The organism is Mesorhizobium sangaii (assembly GCF_014207355.1).
GTDB lineage: Bacteria > Pseudomonadota > Alphaproteobacteria > Rhizobiales > Rhizobiaceae > Mesorhizobium > Mesorhizobium sangaii.
Genome location: NZ_JACHEF010000006.1, coordinates 1 through 23,034 on the forward strand (window position 1 = coordinate 1; position 23,034 = coordinate 23,034).

Here is a 23,034-nt window from a genome sequence, read left to right on the forward strand (position 1 = left end):
GCATGGCGGATGGCTCCTTTGCTCGGGTTGCCTGACAGCAAACCCACTTTGGCACCGAGATGCCGGGAGCGGGAGCCATCCACCTCATCTGCTTTGGAAATCCGTACCGCGAAGCTGTCAGTCCGCAATCGGCCCAAAACAAGACTCTGATCGAGCGGCGGTAGCTGCTGCGCGCAGACATCCAGTCGAAGACCTCTGCCTACGGAAGGCCGTGGAATCGCCGGCATTTTAGTCGGTCAATCAGTATTTTGCGGGATTCCGTGTCGAGCCGCATCGCTGCTATCCACGTTCGGGTAACACCGGGTAAACACCAAGTTCCTCAACGTCGGCTTCGGACCAACGCTCAGCGCCGCCATTTCCGCCAAGGCCACACCCGCAAAGGTGCGGCATTTGCTGAAATTGATCCCCACCGTCGAACTGACTCGTGGCAATACCCGTAAGCCTGAGTCGATGCTCATTGGCATGGAACGCCCTGTGCCGGCAAGCCGACTGTGCGCAGATCGGGACGGAGGTTCGAAAGTGCGCGCCGGACTACTGATCTAGGTGCGCGAATGGATGTCGGCGCTCCAGCTCCCGACCGACCAGGAAAGCGGCCAGCATAGCAACGATGAGCGTCGGCACCAGCAAGTGGGCGTTGTGCAGCCCGACGCGACCGGCAAGTTCGCCCAGCAACCCCGGCATGGTAAGGATCGCCACGCCCCCAGCAAGCGCCGTCCGGGCACTCGCCCTGTCGTGCTGGGCGACGAGGGTCGCACCGATCGCCTGACCGGAGACGAGCGGATAGAAAAGCGAGATTCCGAAGCCGAGGACGAACAGGCCGGCGATTGAGACCGCCGCATCGCTCGTTCCCCAATAAAACAAGAAGCCCAAGAGCGCCACGGTGACTGCCGCAACAAACAGCGTCGGCACAGCGACTATGCGGAGAATGCGGCTCCCTGCGAGGCGCCCGACGGCCATGGCGACGGCAAATGCAACGGCCGCCGTAGCCGCGGCCGCAGCGGATAAGCCTACCACGCTTTCGAGGAACGTCGGCGCCCAAAGGAGCACACAGAATTCTGTCGCGATCCCAAACGCGACCGCGGTCCAGTAGGCCCAATATGCAAGTGGGAGCATCCCGCTTGGTGCGCTCGCAGCAGTATCGAACGCTGGTACGCCGACGCGCGTAAGACTCGCGAGGACCGCCAAGCCGTAGGCAACGGCGGCCAGAACAGCGCTCCGCCAGCCGAGACCAGCATAGATGCAGAGGCCAGTCAGGATAGGGGCGATGATACCAAATATCGAGGCAATCGCGGTAGCCTCGTTAAATGCGACTGCACGTTTTTCCGGGCGAACGTCGGCGAGCGTTGAGAACACAATCACTGGAATGAACGCCCCCGACATTCCAAGAAGCGCGAAGCTCGCGATGCTGACCGGCGCCGCTGGAGCGAGACATAAGAGCACCGCGGCCGTGGCAAAACCGAAAACGCCCACCATAAGCATCCGCCGGCGACCGAACTGGCTGATGACCCGAGGACCGAGCAACCCCACCAGAATGATCCCGCAGGCGAATGCGGTCGGATGGAGGCCGATCGTGCGGTAGCTGATGTCGAGTTCGACCCTCAGGAATGGAAAGATGTTTCCCTGAAGACTGATAACGAATTGGAAGAAACCAAGTGCGAGATAGAGCTGCCAAGTCCGCGGCCCAGGCGCAATCATATTGGCCTCTACCGCGTGCGTAGGAAGCGTGCTGCACATGGGTCCTCCCGCCAGAAGCAGAGACTAGCAGTTTTTTCGTTGCGGAACGAGCCGTACTGGGCGTGCTGGTCTCCGCAAGTAGTGGCAGGATTTGGACCAGCGACCCCCTTGTCCCGGACGAGGTGCCCTACCAAACTCGACCGACGCGACCATCCGTGGGCCTCTAAGAACGAGCCGGGAACAACGCCGTCCATCTTGTGTCACTGGTGTGTCAATTCAATTGGCGCGTTCATGCGTCGTTCCTCATAGACGTGCGCGAACCTGCAGGTGCTCTGCGGCCAAATCCTTTTGTCTCTTGCGGTTTTCTAGGCGTTCGAGTATGTCCGCGAGTGGGCCACCCCTCCCCAACGAGGGGCCACTATCTGGAAGGATAGACCACGATGACGACACATACGAAGCCCGGACTCCGTCCGGCAAATCCCAATTTCTCCTCAGGTCCCTGCGCAAAACGCCCCGGCTGGTCGGTTGAGGCGCTGAAAGCGGCCGCGCTCGGCCGTTCGCACCGCGCCAAGATCGGCAAGGCCAAGCTCGAACAGGCGATCGAGCTGACGCGGGAAATTCTCCAGGTTCCGGCGGACTACCGCATCGGCATCGTGCCGGCGTCGGACACCGGTGCGGTCGAGATGGCGCTGTGGTCGCTGCTCGGCGAGCGCGGGGTCGACATGGTCGCCTGGGAAAGCTTCGGCTCCGGCTGGGTCACCGATGTGGTCAAGCAGCTCAGGCTTGCCGACGTGCGCAAGATCGAGGCCGGCTACGGCCAATTGCCCGACCTGGCGAAGATAGACTTCGATCGCGATGTGGTCTTCACATGGAACGGCACCACGTCGGGCGTGCGGGTGCCTAACGGCGATTTCATTCCCGCGGATCGCAAGGGCCTGACCATCTGCGACGCGACTTCGGCCGCCTTTGCGCAAAGGCTCGACTACCACAAGCTGGATGTCGTCACCTTCTCCTGGCAGAAAGTGCTGGGCGGCGAGGGCGCGCATGGCATGCTGATCCTGTCGCCTCGCGCCGTCGAGCGACTGGAGACCTACAAGCCGGCCTGGCCGCTGCCGAAGATCTTCCGCCTGACCTCGGGCGGCAAGCTGATCGAAGGCATCTTCAAGGGCGAGACCATCAACACGCCGTCGATGCTGTGCGTCGAGGATTATCTCGACGCGTTGCACTGGGCGAAGTCGATCGGCGGCATCGAGGCACTGATCGCCAGAGCCGATGCCAATGCCGCCGTTGTCGATCGCTTTGTCGGCAAGTCCTCATGGCTCGGTCATCTCGCCGTCGAACCGGCGACGCGGTCGAACACCTCGGTCTGCCTGTCCTTCACCGATCCGGACGTGTCCGCGCTCGACGCCGACGGGCAGGCGGCTTTTGCCAAGGGGCTGGTCTCAGTGCTCGACAAGGAAGGTGTCGCCTATGACATCGGCGCCTATCGCGACGCACCGCCCGGCCTGCGCATCTGGTGCGGCGCGACGGTCGAGACCGCCGATCTCGAAGCGCTGCTGTCCTGGCTCGACTGGGCTTTTGCCGCGCAAAAGGCCTCGGTCAAGGCCGCGGCCTGACTCCGAAGGGCTGGGTGGGGTCGCCTCCACCCGGCTCAACGATCCAACATCCAGAAGATCAGGCCATCCGGCCACAAGGACCCCATCCCGGCGCTTTCGCGCCGACCCTCCCCTCAAGGTGGAGGGGACGCCAATCGCAAAGGATCAAATCCATGCCTCGCGTTCTCGTCTCAGACAAACTTTCTCCCACCGCCGTGCAGATCTTCAGGGATCGCGGCGTCGACGTCGACTATCTGCCCGACCTCGGCAAGGACAAGGAAAAGCTCGCCGAAGTGATCGGTCAGTATGACGGCCTCGCCATCCGCTCGGCGACCAAGGTCACCGAAAAGCTGATCAATGCCGCCACCAATCTCAAGGTCATCGGCCGCGCCGGCATCGGCGTCGACAATGTCGACATCCCGGCGGCGAGCCGCAAGGGCATCATCGTGATGAACACGCCCTTCGGCAATTCGATCACCACCGCCGAACATGCGGTTGCGATGATCTTCGCGCTGGCGCGCCAGATCCCGGAAGCCAACGCCTCGACCCATGCCGGCAAATGGGAAAAGAACCGCTTCATGGGCGTCGAGATCACCGGCAAGACGCTGGGCATCATCGGCTGCGGCAACATCGGCTCGATCGTCGCCACGCGCGGCGTCGGCCTCAAGATGCATGTCATCGCCTTCGACCCGTTCCTGTCGGACAAGCGGGCCGAGGAGCTTGGTGTCGACAAGGTCGAGCTGGATGAGCTTTTCGCCCGCGCCGACTTCATCACGCTGCACACGCCGCTGACCGACAAGACGCGCAACATCATCGACGCCGCTGCGATCGCCAAGATGAAGAACGGCGTGCGCATCATCAACTGTGCGCGTGGCGGGTTGGTCGTCGAAGCCGACCTGATCGCGGCGCTGAAGAGCGGCAAGGTGGCTGGTGTCGGCATCGACGTTTTCGAGGTCGAGCCGGCCGAGCAGAACGCGTTGTTCGGCATGGAGAATGTGGTGGCAACGCCGCATCTCGGCGCCTCGACGGCGGAAGCGCAGGAGAATGTCGCGCTGCAGGTGGCCGAGCAGATGGCCGATTACCTGATCAAGGGCGCCGTCTCCAACGCCATCAACATGCCGTCGATCACCGCCGAGGAAGCGCCGCGGCTGAAGCCCTTCGTCAAGCTCGCCGAAGTGCTCGGCGCCTTTGTCGGCCAGGTCACCGAGGACCCGATCACGGAGGTCGAGATCCTGTTCGACGGCTCGACCGCGACGATGAACACGCGCGCGCTGATCAGCGCCACCCTTGCCGGGCTGATCCGGCCGCAGGTCTCCGACGTCAACATGGTGTCGGCGCCGATCATGGTGAAGGAGCGCGGCATCATCGTTGCCGAGGTCAAGCGCGACAAGTCCGGCGTGTTCGACGGCTACATCAAGCTGACGGTCAAGACCGAGCACAAGACACGCTCGATCGCCGGCACCTGCTTCTCCGACGGCAAGCCGCGTTTCATTCAGATCAAGGGCATCAATCTCGACGCCGAGGTCGGCCAGCACATGCTCTATACAACCAATGCCGACGCGCCGGGGATCATCGGCCTGCTTGGCACTGTGTGCGGCGAGAACGGCGTCAACATCGCCAACTTCCAGCTTGGCCGCAACCGGCCGGGCGGCGATGCCATCGCGCTGCTCTATCTCGACGCGCCGTTCCCGGAAAACGTGCTGGAGCAGGTCAAGGCGCACAAGTCGATCGACTCGGCCAAGCGGCTGCACTTCGACGTCAACGCGATGTGACCTCGCGACCTGCTGCGAAAGATCGAAAGGCGCGGCCTGGTCCGCGCCTTTTCGTTTGTTCAGTGTGTCCTGGCTGACCGCAGCGCTGCCTTGCGCCCGCTGTATTCGGCAAGCCCGATGCCGCCCAGCACAAGCACCAGCGCCAGCGCCTGGTAGAGCTGGAATGTCTCGCCGACGATCAGCACCGAAAGCAGCGTGCCGAAGATCGGTACCAGGTTGATGAACAGGCCGGCGCGGTTGGCGCCGATCAGTTCGTTGCCCCTGATGTAGAAGATCTGCGAGATAAGCCGAGGCGCCGATCGCGGTATAGAGGATGACCAGCCAGCCGCGCGCGTCGGGCACGATCGCCTTGCCGGCGGCGATCTCCCACAGGAAGAAGGGCAGCGAGGTGACAAGTGCGGCAACCGACAGGGCCAGCATCAGGCTCTGCCAGCGCATCACCGGCTTCAGCCGCAGCCCGACCGAATAGCCGCTGTAGAGAAACACCGCGACCAGCATGATGGCGTCGCCGAAATTAAGCTCCAGCGTCAACAGCCGGCGCGGGTCGCCATGGCAGGCAGTCAGGACCACGCCGGCGATGGTCAGCACGACGCCGACAATCTGCGCCCAGTTCACGCGCAAGCGGAAGAAGACGAAATTGGCGACGATGATCAGGACCGGCATCGCCGCCTGTTCGATCGAGACGTTGATGGCCGTCGTGTAGTTGAGCGCCGTGTAGAAGATGGTGTTGAACAAGGTGAAGCCGCTGGCGCCAAGGGCCGCCAGCACGAGCCAGTGCTTGCGCACCGCCGGCCAGTCCTTGCGTATCGTTTGAAGGCCGATCGGCAGCAAGATCGCCACGGCCAGCACCCAGCGCAGGAAGACAAGCGTCATCGGCGAGACGTGATCGACCGCCAGCTTGCCGGCCACCGAGTTGCCGCCCCACAGCAAGGTGGTGAGCAGCAGGAATATGTAGGCGCTTCGATGCATGGCGGGATTCCGGCCGCCAGAGGTGAGCTGCGGTGTTTGCCGGCCTATTGCCCCCGTCTGCCCAAGTAAATGATGTCAAAGCCGAAAATTGTTGTGCCTCAGCGCAATTTTGGCGGCAAAGAAAGGTCGCGCTCACGAAGTCTTGACGTTATAGAGGCCTGTCGTTTCGAACCATATTCAAGCCGCTTGGCGGCGTCTCAAGGGAAAAGAAACATGGCCAATGTGGTGGTCGTCGGCTCGCAATGGGGCGACGAAGGCAAGGGCAAGATCGTCGACTGGCTGTCGGAGCGCGCCGATGTGGTGGTGCGTTTCCAGGGTGGCCACAATGCCGGCCACACGCTGGTCGTCGACGGCAAGGTCTACAAATTGTCGTTGCTTCCGTCCGGGGTCGTGCGCCAGGGCAAGCTGTCCATCATCGGCAATGGCGTCGTTTTCGACCCGCATGCTTTCGTCGCCGAAGTGGCGAAGCTCAAGGCGCAAGGCGTCGAAGTGGCGCCGGATCGCCTGAAAATAGCCGAAAACACAGCGCTTATCCTGTCGCTGCATCGGGAGCTGGATGGATTCCGCGAGGACGCCGCCTCCAATTCCGGAACGAAGATTGGCACGACCCGTCGTGGCATCGGCCCGGCCTATGAAGACAAGGTCGGCCGGCGTGCGGTCAGGGTGATGGATTTGGCGGATTTGGAAACGCTGCCCTTGAAGGTCGACAGGTTGCTGACGCACCACAACGCGCTGCGTCGCGGACTTGGCCATGCCGAAGTCACGCATGATGCGATCATGCACGAGCTGACCTCGGTCGCGGCCGAGATCCTGCCCTATATGGACCGGGTGTGGAAAATCCTCGACGACAAGCGCCGCGCCGGCGAGCGCATCCTGTTCGAGGGGGCGCAGGGCACGTTGCTCGATATCGACCACGGCACCTATCCGTTCGTCACTTCGTCGAACACGGTCGCCGGGCAGGCGGCCGCCGGCTCGGGCGTCGGCCCGGGCGCCATCGGCTATGTGCTCGGCATCACCAAGGCCTATACGACGCGCGTCGGCGAAGGCCCGTTCCCGACCGAGCAGAAGAACGAGATCGGCGAGTTCCTCGGCACGCGCGGCCATGAATTCGGCGTCGTCACCGGGCGCAAGCGCCGCTGCGGCTGGTTCGACGCGGTGCTGGTGCGGCAGGCCGTCGCCGTCAACGGCATCAAAGGCATCGCGTTGACCAAGCTCGACGTGCTCGACGGGCTGGACGAGATCAAGGTCTGCACCGGCTATCGTCTCGACGGCGAGATGATCAACTATCTGCCGGCCAGCCAGGGCGCGCAGGCACGCGTCGAACCGGTCTACGAGACGCTGGAGGGCTGGAAGGGCACCACCGCCGGCGCGCGCAGCTGGAACGATCTGCCGGCCCAGGCCGTCAAATATGTCCGCTACATCGAGGAGCTGATCGGCGCCCCGGTCGCGCTCCTGTCCACCAGCCCGGAACGGGACGACACGATACTTGTGACCGATCCGTTTCAAGACTAGTTTCTCAGCCTTTCCGGGCATCGCGGCTGATTTGCGGGGGCCGGCCCGGGAGCAAAATACAGGTCGACCGAAGCATGGCAGATTTCGTTTCTGTTCTGAAAAGGCAGCTCGACAAGCACGGCGAGCCGGGACTCGATACGCGCAAGCGGATCTATGACGGCGCGCGCACCGCGCTCGAAAAGAGGCTTGCGGAGTTTTCGCCGCCGCTGTCCGCCGAGGTCATAGCCAAGCAGAAGCGCTCCCTGGAAGACGCTGTCGCGAGTGTCGAGCGGGACTACGCCAAGAGCGCGCCGGACACCGATCCGCTTGCGGAGCTGGAACACATCTTTTCCTCGATCGACCGCAACAAGAACCAGCCCAGCCATGCACGGCAGCCGGCGAAGGAAGAGCCAACCTGGCCGGCGCCGCCCGCGGCCAAGGCGGAACCTTATCGACCGGCGCCACCACCTGCCGCCAAGGTCGAGCCAAGCTGGCAAAAGCCGGCGCCAGCGCCTTCTGCTCGCGCAGAGACGCCGCTTCCGGGGATGGACAGCGAGGAGGCCGAGGACGACGGGGTCGATGTCTTTTCAAGCAACGAAGAGCCGGTGTCGGACACGTTCCAGCGCCTGCGGCCCGCCGAACGCAGGCGCAGCTATGGCGGCTTGATCGCTGCCGTCATCGCCTTGCTGGTCGTTGCCGGTGGTGGCTATGGCATCTGGCTGAACAAGGACGCCTTCGGCAAGATGCTGGGGTTCGACGGCAGCACCAAGGTCGTGAAGACGGAACCGGTGAAGCCGGCGCCAGCCAAGCCGGCAACAGATGCCGCGGCAACGCCGCCAGCACCCGCAGCCGCCGGCACCGAAAGCGAAGCCCCGAAATTCACCCAGCGGCTGACGCCGCAGGGCAGCGAAGTCGACCCTGGTCCGGCCGGCGGACAGAGCGGCATCGGCGAAGGCGAATCGGTCGCCGCGCTGACCACGCCGCCCTCGGCGACGAACGCGCCGGCGGTTTCCGCGCCGGCTGCCGGCACACCGCCAGCGGCCGCGCCCGCCACAACGCCGCCACCCGGTGCGGCACCGGCGACGCCATCCGCCGCCGGGGCTGCACCTGCGGCGCCGGCTGCCGCCGCTACTCCGCCGCCAGCACCGGCAGCCGCAACGCCGCCAGCCCCGGCAGGCGCCGCGCCTGCGGCGCCGGCAGCCGCGCCGGCGGCCGCGCCTGCGGAAACCGCGCTGCCGGTCGGCCAGAAGGCAATCTTCTATGAGGAGCGCACCAGCACCGCCCAGGGTTCGGCGGAGCCCGGCAGCATCGTCTGGTCACTGGTGCAGGAATCGCCCGGTGGCGATCTGCCGCCTGAACCGGCAATCCGCGCCGAGGCAACCATTCCCGGCAAGGACATCCAGTTGCGCATGACCATCCGTCGCAACACCGACCAGACATTGCCGGCCAGCCATATCATCGAGATGATCTTCCTGACGCCCGACGGCTTCGAAGGCGGCGGTGTCGACAACATCCTGCGCGTCGCGATGAAGAGTTCGGAACAGGATGCCGGCAGCCCGCTGATCGGCATTCCGGCCAAGATCGCCGACGGTTTCTTCCTCGTCGCGCTCAACGACACCAAGGCCGATGAGGACGCCAACATGACCTTGCTGCGCGGGCAGGACTGGATCGATGTGCCGGTCGTCTACAAGACCGGACGGCGGGCGCTGCTGACCATGGAAAAGGGCATTCCCGGCGAGAAGGTGTTCGACGAGGCGATCAAGGCCTGGCAGGCGAAGACGGCGGGCTGAGAGGGCCGCGTTCGTTAGGCGGGCCGGCGTCTCGCATGAGCCCCTCGGGGCTGGACGGCAATCGCAGTGCGGCATCAAAACAGCCGATACCTGGCTAGGGGCAGCCCGTTGCGCCTGACATAGTCATTGCAGCTTACAATGGCTTCCTTATTGACTTGTTGCCGCCACTACCCTTCCATCTCCTCGCGCAGCATCTCCAGCTCCAGCCACTCTTCCTCCAATGCGGCCAGCGTCGCGCGCTCCTTGTCGAGGGCGGCGATGGTCTTCTGGAACGAGGCCGGATCGCGCTCGTAATAGGCTGGATCGGCGATGTTGTTCTCAAGCCTCGAGATCGACGCCATCACAGCCTCGATTTTTTTGGGCAGGGATTCCAGCGCGAATTTCTGCTTGAACGACAGCTTCTTCGCCGGCCCCTTTGGCGCGGCGGCTTCATTTTTGGTTGCCGCCGTGGCTTCGCCGGCTTCGGCTTTCGCCCGCGCCTTGCGGTCGTCGAGCCTGGTGCCGCCGCGTTGTGCCAGCATGTCCGAATAGCCGCCGGCATATTCGATCCAGCGGCCGCCGCCGTCCGGTGCGATGATGCTGGTCACGGTGCGGTCGAGGAAATCGCGGTCGTGGCTGACCAGGATGACGGTGCCGGCAAAGCCGGCAACCAATTCCTGCAGCAGCTCCAGCGTTTCCATGTCGAGATCGTTGGTCGGCTCATCGAGCACCAGCAGGTTTGCCGGCCGCGCCAGCACGCGCGCCAGCAAGAGCCGCGCCCGTTCGCCGCCGGAAAGCTCGCGCACCGGCGTGCGTGCCTGCTCGGCCTTGAACAGGAAATCCTTCATGTAGGAGACGACGTGGCGCTGCTCGCCATTGATGACGAGGTTCTCGCCGCGTCCGTCGGTGAGATATTGCGCCAGCGTCTCTTGCGGGTCGACCGCCTCGCGCTTCTGGTCGAGCGTGGCGATCTCCAGATTGGTGCCGAGCCGCACCGAACCGGCATCGGGCTTCAACTCACCGGTCAGCATCTTCAGCAGCGTCGTCTTGCCGGCACCGTTCGGCCCGACCAAGCCGACGCGATCGCCGCGTTGGATGCGGGCCGAGAAGCCCTTGACCACGGTGAGGTCGCCGAAACTCTTCTCGATGTTTTTCGCCTCGATCACCAGCTTGCCGGATTCGGCGGCGTCGCTGGCCACCATGGTTGCCGAACCCTCGGCGCCGCGATGGCCGCGGAAGCGCTGGCGCATGGTCTGCAGTTCGCCGAGGCGGCGCATGTTGCGCTTGCGCCGTGCCGTCACGCCATAGCGCAGCCAGTGCTCCTCGCGCACGATCTGGCGGCCGAGCTTGTGCTGTTCGCGCTCTTCCTCTTCCAGCACGAGGTCGCGCCATTCCTCGAAATGGCCAAAGCCCTTGTCCAGCCTGCGGGTCTGGCCGCGGTCGAGCCAGACGGTGGCGCGCGATACGCGCTCGAGGAAACGGCGGTCGTGGGAGATGACCACGAGCGCCGAGGAGGTGCGGACGAGCTCCTCTTCTAGCCACTCGATCACCGAGAGATCGAGATGGTTGGTCGGCTCATCAAGCAGCAGAATATCGGGCTCCGGCGCCATGACGCGGGCGAGTGCAGCGCGCCTGGCCTCGCCGCCGGAAAGATCGTTCGGCCGCTCCTCGCCGGACAGGCCGAGATGCTCCATCAAATAGCTGGCGCGGTACGGATCGTCGGCGGGCCCGAGCCCGGCCTCGACATAGGCGCGCACGGTCGCAAAACCCTCCATGTCGGGCATCTGCGGCAAATAGCGGATTGTCGCCGAAGGCTGGCGGAACACCTCGCCATCCTGCGGCTCGATCAGGCCGGCGGCGATCTTCAGCAGCGTCGACTTGCCCGACCCGTTGCGGCCGACCAGCGCGATCTTGTCGCCGGCAGAAGCGGTCAAGGCGGCGCCGTCGAGCAGCGGCGTGCCACCGAAGGTCAGTTTTATCCCGTCGAGATTGAGAAGAGGCGGGGCCATTTCAGCTTTCAGGTAGTGGATAAGGGTGGGCGAGCAACAGCGCGCGGCCCTTGCCAAGTGTGATTTCGAGGCGGCCCTTGACCTCGTTGGAGATGGTCAATGACGAGCCGAACGCGACCCTGACGCGGTCGAGCGGCCATTTGGCGCCGGTGACGGTCAGGCCGGAAAGATCGGAAAAGCCAAGCACCGAAAACAACGTGCCGTCGGCATAGTCGAAACCGGCTTTGGCGTGCAGCAGCGGGACGCCTTCCTGCGCGCCACTGGTCAAAAGTATCTCTGTTCCAGCCTCGGCCAGCCGCAGCGCAAGCGCCAGATGCAGGAAGGCGTGGTCGGCGCGCTTGCCGCCGAAAGCGCCGGCGAGCACCAGGCGGGTCGCGCCGCGCTCCAGTGCGGCGGCGACCGCCAGCTCGCCATCGGTCTGGTCCTTCTCGGTCGGAAAGGTCCGGCGGGGCACGGCGGCGAGGTCATCCGGCAGGTTGGCCGGTACGGAATCGAAATCACCCACCCACAGTTCCGGGACAAGGCCCAGCAGCCGCGCATGGCCAATGCCGGCGTCGGCGGCGATGACGCGGGATCCTTCGACCTGGCGGTCGAGCCGTGGCGTGCGGATGAGATCGCCGCCAAGCAGGATGGTGAATGTGCTCATATCGTGTGGCCCTTACCAGCCCGGCACGGGAAACGGAAGGCCGCCAAACTGCCACTTGCGTGAGGGATCGGCCCGGCCTATGTCTCGAAACGCTCTAACGGGGTGCCGGACGCGATCTTCGCGGACCGGCTGAGAGGCAAACTCGCCAACCCGCTGAACCTGATCCGGTTTGTACCGGCGGAGGGATTAGACGTTTCGGACAGTCCGGCGCCTCAATTCCTTTCAATTCGAACGAAGGAGGCGCCGATGCGCACGCTTTTCTACTCCCTTGCCACAGCGATGGTCGTGGTCCTGTCTGGGCCTGCCTTGGCCAAGGACAAGCTCACAATCTACACCTATGAGAGTTTCACCGCCGACTGGGGTCCAGGTCCCGTGGTGAAGAAGGAATTCGAGGCCGAATGCGGCTGCGACGTCGACTTCGTCTCCGTCGCCGATGGGGTCGCGCTGCTCAACCGCGTCAGGCTGGAAGGGGCATCGACCAAGGCCGACATCGTGCTTGGCCTCGACACCAATCTCACCGCCGATGCCAAGGCCACGGGCTTGTTTGCGCCGCATGGCGCGGTGTCCGACGTCAATGTGCCGGGCGGCTGGAGCGACGATACTTTCGTGCCTTTCGACTATGGCTATTTCGCCGTTGTCTACGACACTGAAAAGCTGAAGACCCCGCCGAAGAGCCTGAAGGACCTGGTCGAAGGCAGCGCCGACGACAAGATCGTCATCCAGGATCCGCGCACCTCGACACCGGGCCTTGGCCTGCTGTTGTGGGTGAAGTCGGTCTATGGCGACAAGGCGCCGGAAGCCTGGGCCAAGCTCAAGTCGAAAGTGCTGACCGTGACGCCCGGCTGGAGCGAGGCCTATGGCCTGTTCACCAAGGGCGAGGCGCCGATGGTGCTGTCCTACACGACGTCGCCAGCCTATCACATGGTCGCCGAGAACACCGAGCGCTACCAGGCAGCGTCGTTCGAAGAGGGCGAGTATCTGCAGATCGAGGTCGCCGGCATCACCACGACCGGGGCGAAAAACCCGCTGGCGGAAAAGTTCCTGGCCTTCATGACCGGGCCGAAATTCCAGGATGCCATCCCGGAGACCAACTGGATGTTCCCGGCCGGCAAGACCGACAAGCCGCTCAACCCGGCCTTCGACAAACTGGTGAAGCCGACCAAGACCTTGCTGTTCAGCCCCGAAGAGGTCGCCGCCAACCGCAAGGCCTGGGTGGATGAATGGCTGGCGGCGATGAGCAAGTGAGCGCGCGTTTCACCCTCCCCCTTGTGGGGAGGGTCGATCCGCGAAGCGGAGCGGGGTGGGGGCTGCGACCTTGAAGACGGCTTCACCCCCACCCCGGCCAGCGGACGCCGCTTCGCGACATCCACTGGCCGACCCTCCCCACAAGGGGGAGGGTGGAAGGCGCGCGTCTGACCCCCGCATCACAGCCGGCATCATCGCGCTCGGCGCCATCGCGCTGCTGATCTGCGGCGCGTTTGCCGGACTGCTTTTCGAAGGCGCTCACGACTTCTCCGGCGCCTGGGCAGCCTTCGATCCCTATCTGTTGCGCGTCGTTCGCTTCACACTCTGGCAAGCAGCGCTCTCGACGCTGCTTTCGGTCGGGCCGGCGCTGTTGGTGGCGCGCGCGCTGTCGCGGCATCCGCGCTTCCCCGGCCGCGCCTTCATCCTGCAACTGTTCGCCGTGCCATTGGCGCTGCCGGCCATCGTCGCGGCACTCGGCATCCTCGCTCTCTATGGCCGCGCCGGCTATTTCGCCGGCGTGTTCGCGGTGATCGGCGGCGGGAGCTGGCCGGGCATCTATGGTCTGTCGGGCATTCTCGTCGCGCATGTCTTCTTCAACCTGCCGCTCAGCGTGCGGCTGTTCCTCGAGGCATTGCAGACCATTCCCGCCGATCAGTGGCGGCTGGCCAGCCAGCTCGGCATGGGCGCGCGGCCGGCGTTCCGGCTGATCGAATGGCCGACGCTGCGCGCGGCCCTGCCTGGCGTCGCCGGGCTTGTCTTCATGCTCTGCATCACCTCGTTCACGATCGTGCTGACGCTCGGCGGCGGGCCGGCCGCGACGACGCTGGAGGTCGGCATCTACCAGGCGCTGCGCTTCGATTTCGATCCCGCGCGAGCCGTCACGCTGACATTGTTGCAGATTGCCTTGACGTTTGTCGTCGTGCTGGCGCTGACACGGCTTGGCGCCAATGTGGCCGGCGACACCAACCTGCCGGTGGCGCCGCGCCGCTACCTCTCCGTCAATGGCACCGAGACCTTGCTGAACGTCGTGCTCATCGTGCTGGCGCTGCTGTTCGTCGTCGGACCGATGGCGGCCACGGTGATGGCCGGGCTTGGCGCCGATCTCGGCCGGCTTGCCGGCGAGGTCGTCGTGCGGCAGGCGACGCTGACCAGCGCGGTGCTCGCCTTCCTGTCGGCACTGCTTTCCGTGGCGCTGTCGCTGGCGCTGACCATGGCACGCCGGGCGCTGGCGCTGAACCGCCGCTCCGGCGCGAAGACGATGCTCGAACACGCCGCCGATACCGGCGCCGGTTTTGTCCTCGTCGTGCCGCCGATCGTCGTCGGCGCCGGCTGGTTCCTGTTGTTGCGCCATGTCGGCGATGTCTTTGCCATCGCCCCGGTCATGGTCGTCACCGTCAACGCGGTGATGGCGATGCCGTTCGCGCTGCGCGCTGTCCGTCCTGCCTATGATGCGGCGAGCGAGCGTCACGAACGACTCTGTGCGCAGCTCGGCATCACGGGCTGGAACCGGTTGATGCTGGTCGACTGGCCGTCGCTGCGGCGGCCGCTCGCCACCGCCTTTGCTTTCGCCATGGCGCTGTCGCTCGGCGATCTCGGCGTCATCGCGCTGTTCGGCAGTGATTCGGTGCAGACCTTGCCCTACCTATTGTTGGCACGCATGGGCAGCTACCGGACGCAGGACGCCGCCGGCCTGGCGCTGCTGCTAGGCCTCGTCTGCCTCGCGTTGATCATGGCGGCGCACTGGCTGGGGACGGAGAAGAACCGGGATGCCTGACGGGGTGGCCAGCAGGTCTGAAATGGGCGCCCCGGTGCGGCTGGACCAGGTGTCGTTCAGCTATGGCGAGGCGCCGCTCGATTTCGATGTCGATTTCGCCGCGGCGAAAATCACCGCCATCATGGGGCCGAGCGGTTCCGGCAAGTCGACGCTGCTCAACCTTGTGGCGGGCTTCGAGACGCCGCAGTCGGGCCGCGTGCTGATCGGCGGGACCGATGTCAGCGCCGAGCCACCGTCAGCGCGGCCGGTGTCAATGGTGTTCCAGGAAAACAATCTCTTTGCCCATCTCTCAGTCGAACAGAATGTCGGGCTCGGCCGCTCGCCATCCTTGCGGCTGACCGGAACGGATCGCGCCGCGATCGCCGAGGCGCTCGAACGCACCGGCCTTGCCGGCAAGGAAAAGCGCCTGCCGCGCGAACTCTCCGGCGGTGAGCGCCAGCGCGTCGCCCTGGCCCGGGTCCTGGTGCGCGACCGGCCGGTGCTCCTGCTCGACGAGCCCTTCGCCTCGCTCGGCCCGGCGCTGCGCGACGACATGCTGGATCTGGTCGCCGCAGTACACGCCGAACGAGGCATGACGGTGCTGTTCGTCACCCATCAACCCGAGAATGCGCGTCGAATCAGCGAGCACGTGGTGTTTCTGGACAATGGCGTTGTCGCGGCAACCGGCAAGGCGGACGATTTCTTCACCGGGGCTGGTCCGGAAGTGTTCCGGCGCTATATCGGCGCGGGTGACGGCGATGCCGTATCACGAGATGTTGCCCGGAAGCGGACATAATTTACGGTCAAACCGGCTCCAGGCGATGCGGCGCTTGCTTGCCATGACTGGAGGAGTGTGGCTAGGTCCGCCCTACTGGTCCGGCACGGGCCGTGATTTGCCTGCAGCATCCGCCGCTCGCCCCGAGGGGACGCGCGACGGATGCTGCAGCAGTTTGAGATAGCGCATGACATTTTCCGAAGATCGCCCCCGATTTTCGTGGTCATGTGCCGGGACCCGAAAGGAAGCCGTTCTGGCGATCGGCGTTGACAAACTACGAATGAATCCGCTGGCGCGCTTTCTCGCGCTGGCCGGCGTTGCCGTGGCGCTGGCGAGCTGCCAGATGTTCACGCCTCCCGAGGTTCAGGAATCCGGCTTCCAGCCTTCCGACAGGCCGATCACTGTCGACAATGTCGCCGCCAACAGCAAGCTCGCCGAACTGGCCAAGGCGCAGCATCCGCGCATCCTGGCCACCTATGGTGGCGAATATTCCGATCCCAAGCTCGAGCGCATGGTCGCCAAGGTGGTCGGCAACCTGACCGTCGTGTCGGCCAATCCGACGCAGACCTATCGCATCACCATTTTGAATTCGCCCAACGTCAACGCCTTCGCGCTGCCGGGCGGTTATCTCTACATCACGCGCGGTCTGCTGGCGCTGGCCAATGATTCGGCCGAGCTTGCCGCGGTCATCGCGCATGAGATGGGCCATGTCACCGCCAACCATGGCTTGCAGCGCCAGCAGCTGGAAGCCGAGGAAGGCCTGGCGACCAAGGTGGTTTCCGACGTGCTCGGCGACAGCCCGACCGCCAAGGCGGCGCTGATCCGCGGCAAGCTCAGACTGGCACAATTCTCGCGCAACCAGGAACTGGAGGCCGACGCCATCGGCATCAAGTCGATCGGCGAAGCCGGCTACGATCCTTTCGCCGCCGGCCGCTTCCTGCAGTCGATGTCGGCCTATACCGATTTCCGCTCGATCAGTGGCGCCACCGACGCCAGCCTCGACTTCCTGGCCACCCACCCCAACACGCCGCAGCGCATCGATCTGGCGCAGCGCCATGCCCGCCAGTTCGGCGCGCCCGGCTTCGGCACCCGCGACCGCGATTCCTTCCTCGCCGGCATAGATGGCCTGCTCTATGGCGACACGCCGGAAGAAGGCTATGTGCGCGGCGAAACCTTCCTGCATCCGGGCCTCGGCGTGTCCTTCTCGGTGCCGCAGGGCTTCATCATCGACAATTCGGCGGCGGCGGTGACGGCAACCGGGCCTGGTGACATGGCGATCCGTTTCGACGGTGTTTCGATCGACAAGAACCGGGCGCTGACCGACTATATCCGCAGCGGCTGGGTGGCTGGTCTGGACGACAGCACCGTCAGGCAGGAAACGATCAACGGCAACGAGGCGGCGACGGCGCATGCCGGCGCCGAAGGCTGGCAGTTCGACATTGCCGTGATCCGCGCCGGCGGCCAGGTCTACCGGCTGCTGACCGCGGCGCCATCGGCCAGCACCTCGCTGGCTGCGGTGGCGCGTTCGGTGAGCGGGTCGTTCCGTATCCTGAGTGCCGCGGAAAAGGCGGCGCTGAAGCCGCTGCACATCCGCGTCGTCACCGTTCAACCCGGCCAGACGATGGGTTCGCTTTCCGCCCAGATGGTTGGTGTCGACCGCAAGCTCGACCTGTTCCGGGTGCTGAATGCGCTGTCGCCGGGTGCCGCGGTCTCGGCCGGTGACAAGGTCAAGATCGTCACCGACAAGTAAGGCGCCTGCCACCGGTCAGGCGGCAGTCGCCAGAAATTCGGGATTCTGCTTCACCAGCGCCACCTTGAGCTTCTCCATGGCGCGCGCCTCGATCTGGCGGACGCGTTCCTTCGAGATGCCAAGCGTCTCGCCAAGCGCTTCCAGTGTTGCGCCTTCGTCGCTCAGCCGGCGTTCCTCGATGATCCTGAGCTCGCGGGCGTTGAGGGCGGCGAGTGCGGCTTTCAACCACACAGAGCGGCGCTCGACATCGATCGTGTCGCCGACGACCTCGTCGGGCAGGGGGTCGTCCGAGACGAGGAAATCCATGCGCTCGTTCGAACCCGCGTCATCGGCAACCGGCATGTTGAGCGAGGAGTCGGGTGCCGACAGCCGCGAATCCATCATCGCCACGTCGGCCTCGGAGACGCCGAGCGCCTCCGATACCTCGCGATAGAGCGTAGCGTTGGACAGCGGTTCGGTGCCGTTGGCCAGCCGCGCGCGCAAGCGGCGCAGGTTGAAGAAAAGAGCCTTCTGCGCGGAGCTGGTGCCGCCGCGCACGATCGACCAGTTGCGCAGGATATAGTCCTGCATCGAGGCGCGGATCCACCACGTCGCGTAGGTCGAAAACCGCACCTCGCGTTCGGGCTCGAAGCGGGCTGCCGCCTCAAGCAGGCCGACATGCCCTTCCTGGATCAGATCGCCGAGCGGCAGACCGTAGTGGCGGAATTTGGAAGCCATGGAGATGACCAGCCGCATATGCGCAACCGTGATGCTATGCAGCGCGTTCTGGTCCTTGTCTTGTTTCCAGAGCAATGCGAGCCGGTGCTCTTCTTCACGTTCGAGGTAGGGAGCCCTCATTGCCGCGCGGACCATGATCCGTCCTGCAGTGTCTTCCATCATGAGGCGCTCCCTGGCTCAGGCGATGCGGATGACTTTGCAAACTTGGCAGGGCGCCCGGGTTGAAATCGCAGCGTCGTGCCCTAGAAATCCAGAACGTGCCATGCAGGAAAATGGTTCCGTGGCCGTTGGCGGCTGGATTTGTTGCCTGAGGGATCTCGGCGATGATCGGCAACCTTGTCGATTGCGACCAAAAAGCACTGATCCGAGAATCTGATTTCAGAAGTTGGTTGTTTTTGAAATCCTGTTCCTTATTTTTCGACTTGTATCTGTCAGTTTCCAACCCTCACAACATGCCGGACAGCCGGCCAAAGACGGGATCACAGAAAAATGAAATGGCTCAAGTCGCTTATCGTCGCCGGAACGCTGCAGGCTCTGGCTGTCACGTCAGGCCATGCCGGCGCTAATCTCGACCAGATCAAGCAGGCGGGCGTCATCAAGGTCGGTACGGAAGGCACCTATGCGCCGTTCACCTATCATGACACTTCGGGCGCGCTGGTAGGCTTCGACGTCGAAATCGCCAAGGCGATCGCCGACAAGCTCGGCGTCAAGGCCGAGTTCCTCGAAGGCAAGTGGGACGGGCTGATCGCCGGTCTCGACGCCAATCGCTATGATACTGTGATCAACGAAGTCGGCATCACTGACGCGCGCAAGGCCAAATACGACTTCTCCGATCCCTACATCGCCTCCAAGGCGGTGCTGATCGTGCGCGGCGACAACACCGATATCAAGACCTTCGCCGATCTCAAGGGCAAGAAGTCGGCGCAGTCGCTGACGTCGAATTTCGGCAAGCTCGCGGAAACGAATGGCGCCGAACTTGTCGGCACCGACGGCTTCGACCAATCGATCCAGCTGCTTCTGACCGGCCGCGCCGATGCCACCATCAATGACAGCCTGTCGTTCCTCGACTTCAAGAAGCACAAGCCCGACGCGAATGTGAAGATCGCCGCGCAAGAGGAAAACGCCGACTATTCCGGCGTCATCGTGCGCAAGGGCGATCCGGAGCTGGTGGCGGCGATCAACAAGGCGCTGGCCGACATCAAGGCCGATGGCACCTACAAGAAGATCGCCGACACTTATTTCGGCCAGGACGTTTCGAAGTAATCTACGCGATGAGGCCGGTCACCGGCCCATGAGATATCAAGCGGCGAGCCGTCTTTGACGGTCCGCCGCTTTTGTCGTGATATGTCGAGCGCATTCGCGCCTGATCAAGCCGCCTCGACCATCTGGAGGGTCTTACGTGCCGCACTGGCTGCAACTGATGCTGGAGTCGCTGCCTTCGCTGTTGTGGGCGGCCCTGATCTTCACCGTGCCGCTGACACTGCTGTCCTTCGTTCTCGGCTTGACGGTCGGCCTCGGTGCAGCAATTGCCCGGCTGTTCGGTCCAAAACCACTGGTCGCGCTTGTGCGCTTCTATGTCTGGATCTTCCGGGGGACACCGCTGCTGGTGCAGCTGTTCCTGATCTTCTACGGCCTGCCGTCGGCCGGTATCCTGCTCGACGCCTTCACCGCCGCGTTGATCGGCTTCACGCTCAACATCGGCGCCTACACGTCGGAAATCATCCGCGCGGCAATAGGCTCGGTGCCGAAAGGCCAGTGGGAAGCCGCCTATTCGATCGGCATGACCTGGAGCCAGGCGATGCGGCGTACCATCCTGCCACAGGCCGGACGGGTCGCGGTGCCGCCGCTCTCCAACACCTTCATCTCGCTGGTCAAGGATACGTCGCTGGCCGCCGCCATCACCGTGCCGGAAATGTTCCAGGCGGCGCAGCGCATCGTCGCCACAACCTATGAGCCGCTGATCCTCTATGTCGAGGCGGCGATCCTCTATCTGGCGATGAGCTCGGTGCTTTCGGCCTTGCAGACGCGGCTGGAAGAACGGCTCAACCGCTATGGCGGCTTCCTGGAGGCGCGCTCATGATCGGCCTCACAAACATCGAAAAGCGCTTCGGCGACAATCTCGTGCTGAAGGGCGTGACGGTCACCATCGCCGAAGGCAGCGTGACCGCGCTGGTCGGACCTTCGGGGGGCGGCAAGAGCACGCTGCTGCGCTGCATCAACCTGCTGGAGATCCCGACATCGGGCACAGTGCGGATCGGTGACGAGACGCTCGAATTTCACCCTGGCGGCAAGGTCCCGGCCAGGGATATCCAACGCCTGCGCCTGCAAACCGGCATGGTGTTCCAGAACTTCCAGCTGTTTCCGCATCGCACCGCGATCGAGAATGTCATGGAGGGGCTGGTGACGGTGCTGAAATGGCCAACGGAGCGGGCGCGCGAGCGGGCGCGCGCTTTGCTGGAAAAGGTCGGCATGGAACACAAGGCCGACGCCTGGCCGGCAACCCTGTCGGGCGGCCAGCAGCAGCGCGTGGCGATTGCTCGCGCGCTCGCCCCGTCGCCGAAAGTGCTGCTATGCGACGAGCCGACCTCGGCGCTCGATCCGGAACTGGCGCAAGAGGTGGTCGACGTGCTCGGCAAGCTCGCCAGCGAAGGGACGACCATGGTGATGGCGACGCATGATCTGCGCCTCGCCTCCAAGATCGCGCAGGAGGTGGTGTTTCTTGATGCCGGCGTCATAGTCGAAAAAGGCCCGGCGGCCGTGCTGTTCGGCAATCCGGAACATCAGCGCACCAAGCGTTTCATTGCGACGCTGAAGCAAGAGGCGGAGAAGGAGGGTGGCGGCGAGGCGTAGGCGGCTACACGCTTCTGCCTATCTTCCTAGAAACAAAAAACCCGGCGCGAGGCCGGGCTTTTCATGGATTCAAAGGTGAAATGCCTCAGGCAGCTTCTTCCTGCTCGGCTTCCTCATTGTCAGCCTTGGCGCCCCGCTTAGGGCCCTTGTTGAGGTTGACCTCGATCAGGCGCACGGCTTCGGTTTCCGACATGCGGTTGACGGCCGCGATCTCGCGGGCCATGCGGTCGAGTGCAGCCTCGTAGAGCTGGCGTTCGGAATACGACTGCTCGGGCTGGTTGTCGGCGCGGTAGAGGTCGCGCACAACTTCCGAGATCGAGATCAGGTCGCCGGAATTGATCTTCGCATCATATTCCTGGGCGCGGCGCGACCACATGGTGCGCTTGACGCGGGCGCGCCCCTGCACGACTTTCAGCGCGCGCTCGACATAATCTTCTTCCGACAGCTTGCGCATGCCGATGGAGGTCGCCTTGGCGACCGGCACCTTCAGGCGCATCTTGTCCTTCTGGAAGTCGATGACGAACAGTTCCAGCTTGTGCCCAGCGACTTCCTGCTCGTCGATCGACACGATCTGGCCGACGCCATGCGCCGGATAGACAATATATTCGCCGGTCTTGAAACCGTGACGCGCAGCGGAGGACTTCTTCTGCGGGGTTATCGTTGCCATTGCGCCTGAACTCCTTGTTGTGGTACCGGCGTCCTGCCGGCCCGAACTCGCGCGATCGGGGAAACCGATCGTTAGCCGCACAACAGATGAACCCATCCGGAAAAGCCGGGACCGGCAAACCGCAATAGTGCGACCGCCTGGCCCAGATCGCTCTGGTCCGGAATGAGATTTTCACCTTTCAGTGATTTGGGGCGTCTGCGCCATAAATCGACGTTGTGTCACCGGCATGTTTGACTGATGTAACACAAAAAGTCGGAAGAATCAAGGTTTTGCTGCATCGGCGAAGGCCACAGTTAAGCGCCGCCTGTCAAGGCGCTTAATGTGACCTGCCTCTTACCCAACGTAATACGGGCCTTTGTGGACCTGTTGTCAATCGCCTTCGCCGGGCTCGGCCGAGAAGTATTTCTCGAACTTACCGGCCTCGCCGTCGAAGGATTTGGCGTCGGCCGGAGGTTCCTTCTTGGCGGTGATATTGGGCCATTTCTCGGCGTATTCTGTGTTGATCTGCAGCCATTTGTCGAGTCCCGACTCGGTGTCGGGCTTGATTGCGTCGGCCGGGCATTCCGGCTCGCAGACGCCGCAGTCGATGCACTCGTCGGGATGGATGACGAGCATGTTCTCGCCTTCGTAGAAACAATCGACCGGACAGACCTCGATGCAGTCCATGTATTTGCATTTGATGCAATTGTCGGTCACGACATAGGTCATCGGTCGGCTCCGGAACGTCCCATTTTGTTGGGCTTTTTCCGTGAGGTAACGCCTTTATCCGCCGCTTGCAAGGGCAGCCTTGCCTGGCGGCATCGGCGTTTCCGAAATGGAATTCTAGGCGGCAGGCCCGGCAGGGACCGGTCATGTCCCGCGAAGTGTCTTGTTTGCCGGGTTCAGGGTTCGTTTTGTGCGTCTCGTTGCGCCAAAATCGTCACGCACTTTTTTGGCCGACACATCAGTCATCGCCAAGCAAGCGGTCGGTCTGGCGGCGTTCCTTCTTCGTCGGGCGGCCGCTGCCGGCCTCGCGCAGCGCCGGAATTGCATCGGGAGGCGCTTCGCCCTTCGGCGCGGGCGGCGGGGAGATATCCTCGTACAGCGTGCGGGCCTCCTCGGCAGGGCCACGCCGCACGCCGGCGTTCAGCACCTTCCAAACGAAGATGCGACGATCAAGTGTGATGGTCAGGACGTCTCCGGGCTTGACCAGATCGGAGGCCTGCGCTGCTTTGTCGCGATTGATGCGAACCCGGCCGGCGACCACCAGTTTCGCCGCCAGCGAGCGCGATTTCACGGCGCGCGAGAAGAACAGCCATTTGTCGATGCGCTGGCGGTCTCGGGCAGCCGTCAGGGCAACCATCGAAGCGGCC

The 23,034-nt window shown here is 64.0% G+C and carries 18 protein-coding genes, 2 pseudogenes and 1 riboswitch; of the genes and pseudogenes, 11 read left to right on the top strand and 9 right to left on the bottom strand.

What is annotated here, in order from left to right; genetic code table 11:
• Positions 1–531 precede the first annotated feature (531 nt).
• Positions 532–1,734, bottom strand: a complete 1,203-nt coding sequence (locus HNQ71_RS25515; RefSeq protein ID WP_184875621.1) for an MFS transporter — start codon at positions 1,732–1,734, stop codon at positions 532–534.
• A 380-nt stretch (positions 1,735–2,114) separates the two neighbouring features.
• On the opposite strand from HNQ71_RS25515, the gene HNQ71_RS25520 reads away from it, so the two are divergent.
• Both HNQ71_RS25520 and serA read left to right on the top strand, forming a co-directional pair.
• Positions 2,115–3,290 carry a phosphoserine transaminase gene (locus tag HNQ71_RS25520; RefSeq protein WP_184875623.1) on the top strand — a complete coding sequence of 392 codons (1,176 nt, stop codon included), beginning with the start codon at positions 2,115–2,117 and terminating at the stop codon, positions 3,288–3,290.
• Positions 3,291–3,442: 152 nt separating this feature from the next.
• A complete protein-coding gene (gene serA, locus HNQ71_RS25525; protein ID WP_184875625.1) occupies positions 3,443–5,041 on the top strand; it encodes a phosphoglycerate dehydrogenase in 1,599 nt (532 codons plus the stop codon).
• A gap of 59 nt (positions 5,042–5,100) precedes the next feature.
• Here the strand turns inward: serA and HNQ71_RS25530 are convergent.
• A pseudogene (locus tag HNQ71_RS25530) lies at positions 5,101–6,010 on the bottom strand (DMT family transporter).
• Between the two features lie 213 nt (positions 6,011–6,223).
• On the opposite strand from HNQ71_RS25530, the gene HNQ71_RS25535 reads away from it, so the two are divergent.
• A complete protein-coding gene (locus HNQ71_RS25535) occupies positions 6,224–7,522 on the top strand; it encodes an adenylosuccinate synthase (RefSeq protein WP_184875627.1) in 1,299 nt (432 codons plus the stop codon).
• A 74-nt stretch (positions 7,523–7,596) separates the two neighbouring features.
• Positions 7,597–9,291: a hypothetical protein gene (locus HNQ71_RS25540; RefSeq protein WP_184875629.1), complete on the top strand. Its 1,695-nt coding sequence runs from the start codon at positions 7,597–7,599 to the stop codon at positions 9,289–9,291.
• A 74-nt stretch (positions 9,292–9,365) separates the two neighbouring features.
• Here the strand turns inward: HNQ71_RS25540 and HNQ71_RS35890 are convergent.
• From HNQ71_RS35890 to HNQ71_RS25555, 3 genes and pseudogenes are all read right to left on the bottom strand, one after another.
• A pseudogene (locus tag HNQ71_RS35890) lies at positions 9,366–9,440 on the bottom strand (type II toxin-antitoxin system CcdA family antitoxin); the annotation flags it as partial.
• Positions 9,441–9,458: 18 nt separating this feature from the next.
• Positions 9,459–11,279 (bottom strand): ABC-F family ATP-binding cassette domain-containing protein, encoded by a 1,821-nt coding sequence (locus HNQ71_RS25550; protein WP_184875631.1) that lies wholly within the window; start codon positions 11,277–11,279, stop codon positions 9,459–9,461.
• A 1-nt stretch (position 11,280) separates the two neighbouring features.
• On the bottom strand, positions 11,281–11,925 hold the full coding sequence (locus tag HNQ71_RS25555) for a thiamine diphosphokinase (RefSeq protein ID WP_184875633.1): 645 nt from the start codon (positions 11,923–11,925) through the stop codon (positions 11,281–11,283).
• An 88-nt stretch (positions 11,926–12,013) separates the two neighbouring features.
• Positions 12,014–12,128: riboswitch (TPP riboswitch) on the top strand.
• Between the two features lie 43 nt (positions 12,129–12,171).
• On the opposite strand from HNQ71_RS25555, the gene thiB reads away from it, so the two are divergent.
• From thiB to HNQ71_RS25575, 4 genes are all read left to right on the top strand, one after another.
• Positions 12,172–13,170 (top strand): thiamine ABC transporter substrate binding subunit, encoded by a 999-nt coding sequence (gene thiB / locus HNQ71_RS25560; RefSeq protein ID WP_184875635.1) that lies wholly within the window; start codon positions 12,172–12,174, stop codon positions 13,168–13,170.
• 124 nt (positions 13,171–13,294) lie between these two features.
• Entirely contained in the window at positions 13,295–14,944 is a 1,650-nt protein-coding gene (thiP, locus tag HNQ71_RS25565; RefSeq protein ID WP_184876335.1) for a thiamine/thiamine pyrophosphate ABC transporter permease, read from the top strand.
• Positions 14,937–15,719: a thiamine ABC transporter ATP-binding protein gene (thiQ, locus tag HNQ71_RS25570; RefSeq protein ID WP_184875637.1), complete on the top strand. Its 783-nt coding sequence runs from the start codon at positions 14,937–14,939 to the stop codon at positions 15,717–15,719. The genes thiP and thiQ overlap by 8 nt, the downstream gene beginning before the upstream one ends.
• Positions 15,720–15,978: 259 nt before the next feature.
• Entirely contained in the window at positions 15,979–17,448 is a 1,470-nt protein-coding gene (locus HNQ71_RS25575; protein ID WP_184875638.1) for a M48 family metalloprotease, read from the top strand.
• Positions 17,449–17,463: 15 nt separating this feature from the next.
• Here HNQ71_RS25575 and HNQ71_RS25580 read toward each other — a convergent pair whose 3' ends face one another.
• Positions 17,464–18,327 (bottom strand): RNA polymerase factor sigma-32, encoded by an 864-nt coding sequence (locus HNQ71_RS25580; RefSeq protein ID WP_184875640.1) that lies wholly within the window; start codon positions 18,325–18,327, stop codon positions 17,464–17,466.
• 327 nt (positions 18,328–18,654) lie between these two features.
• On the opposite strand from HNQ71_RS25580, the gene HNQ71_RS25585 reads away from it, so the two are divergent.
• The 3 genes from HNQ71_RS25585 (at position 18,655) to HNQ71_RS25595 (ending at position 21,015) form a co-directional block, all read left to right on the top strand.
• Positions 18,655–19,428, top strand: coding sequence for an amino acid ABC transporter substrate-binding protein (locus tag HNQ71_RS25585; RefSeq protein WP_095089469.1), 774 nt, complete (start codon positions 18,655–18,657; stop codon positions 19,426–19,428).
• A 136-nt stretch (positions 19,429–19,564) separates the two neighbouring features.
• Entirely contained in the window at positions 19,565–20,245 is a 681-nt protein-coding gene (locus tag HNQ71_RS25590) for an ABC transporter permease subunit (protein WP_184875642.1), read from the top strand.
• On the top strand, positions 20,242–21,015 hold the full coding sequence (locus tag HNQ71_RS25595; RefSeq protein ID WP_184875644.1) for an amino acid ABC transporter ATP-binding protein: 774 nt from the start codon (positions 20,242–20,244) through the stop codon (positions 21,013–21,015). The genes HNQ71_RS25590 and HNQ71_RS25595 overlap by 4 nt, the downstream gene beginning before the upstream one ends.
• 85 nt (positions 21,016–21,100) lie before the next feature.
• Here the strand turns inward: HNQ71_RS25595 and HNQ71_RS25600 are convergent, their stop codons facing one another.
• The 3 genes from HNQ71_RS25600 to HNQ71_RS25610 all read right to left on the bottom strand — a co-directional run bounded on the left by HNQ71_RS25600 (position 21,101) and on the right by HNQ71_RS25610 (position 23,024).
• Complete coding sequence (locus HNQ71_RS25600; RefSeq protein ID WP_111544498.1) at positions 21,101–21,682, bottom strand: CarD family transcriptional regulator; 582 nt, start codon at positions 21,680–21,682, stop codon at positions 21,101–21,103.
• Between the two features lie 369 nt (positions 21,683–22,051).
• Positions 22,052–22,390: a ferredoxin FdxA gene (gene fdxA / locus HNQ71_RS25605; RefSeq protein ID WP_095089463.1), complete on the bottom strand. Its 339-nt coding sequence runs from the start codon at positions 22,388–22,390 to the stop codon at positions 22,052–22,054.
• A gap of 235 nt (positions 22,391–22,625) precedes the next feature.
• Positions 22,626–23,024: an RNA-binding S4 domain-containing protein gene (locus HNQ71_RS25610; RefSeq protein ID WP_184875647.1), complete on the bottom strand. Its 399-nt coding sequence runs from the start codon at positions 23,022–23,024 to the stop codon at positions 22,626–22,628.
• Positions 23,025–23,034 lie beyond the last annotated feature (10 nt).

Bases quoted from the DNA above. Each gene is read 5' to 3' on its own strand.
- HNQ71_RS25515 (WP_184875621.1), bottom strand. From the start codon at position 1,734: ATGTGCAGCACGCTTCCTACGCACGCGGTAGAGGCCAATATGATTGCG.
- HNQ71_RS25520 (WP_184875623.1), top strand. From the start codon at position 2,115: ATGACGACACATACGAAGCCCGGACTCCGTCCGGCAAATCCCAATTTC.
- serA (WP_184875625.1), top strand. From the start codon at position 3,443: ATGCCTCGCGTTCTCGTCTCAGACAAACTTTCTCCCACCGCCGTGCAG.
- HNQ71_RS25535 (WP_184875627.1), top strand. From the start codon at position 6,224: ATGGCCAATGTGGTGGTCGTCGGCTCGCAATGGGGCGACGAAGGCAAG.
- HNQ71_RS25540 (WP_184875629.1), top strand. From the start codon at position 7,597: ATGGCAGATTTCGTTTCTGTTCTGAAAAGGCAGCTCGACAAGCACGGC.
- HNQ71_RS25550 (WP_184875631.1), bottom strand. From the start codon at position 11,279: ATGGCCCCGCCTCTTCTCAATCTCGACGGGATAAAACTGACCTTCGGT.
- HNQ71_RS25555 (WP_184875633.1), bottom strand. From the start codon at position 11,925: ATGAGCACATTCACCATCCTGCTTGGCGGCGATCTCATCCGCACGCCA.
- thiB (WP_184875635.1), top strand. From the start codon at position 12,172: ATGCGCACGCTTTTCTACTCCCTTGCCACAGCGATGGTCGTGGTCCTG.
- thiQ (WP_184875637.1), top strand. From the start codon at position 14,937: ATGCCTGACGGGGTGGCCAGCAGGTCTGAAATGGGCGCCCCGGTGCGG.
- HNQ71_RS25575 (WP_184875638.1), top strand. From the start codon at position 15,979: ATGAATCCGCTGGCGCGCTTTCTCGCGCTGGCCGGCGTTGCCGTGGCG.
- HNQ71_RS25580 (WP_184875640.1), bottom strand. From the start codon at position 18,327: ATGATGGAAGACACTGCAGGACGGATCATGGTCCGCGCGGCAATGAGG.
- HNQ71_RS25585 (WP_095089469.1), top strand. From the start codon at position 18,655: ATGAAATGGCTCAAGTCGCTTATCGTCGCCGGAACGCTGCAGGCTCTG.
- HNQ71_RS25595 (WP_184875644.1), top strand. From the start codon at position 20,242: ATGATCGGCCTCACAAACATCGAAAAGCGCTTCGGCGACAATCTCGTG.
- HNQ71_RS25600 (WP_111544498.1), bottom strand. From the start codon at position 21,682: ATGGCAACGATAACCCCGCAGAAGAAGTCCTCCGCTGCGCGTCACGGT.
- fdxA (WP_095089463.1), bottom strand. From the start codon at position 22,390: ATGACCTATGTCGTGACCGACAATTGCATCAAATGCAAATACATGGAC.
- HNQ71_RS25610 (WP_184875647.1), bottom strand. From the start codon at position 23,024: ATGGTTGCCCTGACGGCTGCCCGAGACCGCCAGCGCATCGACAAATGG.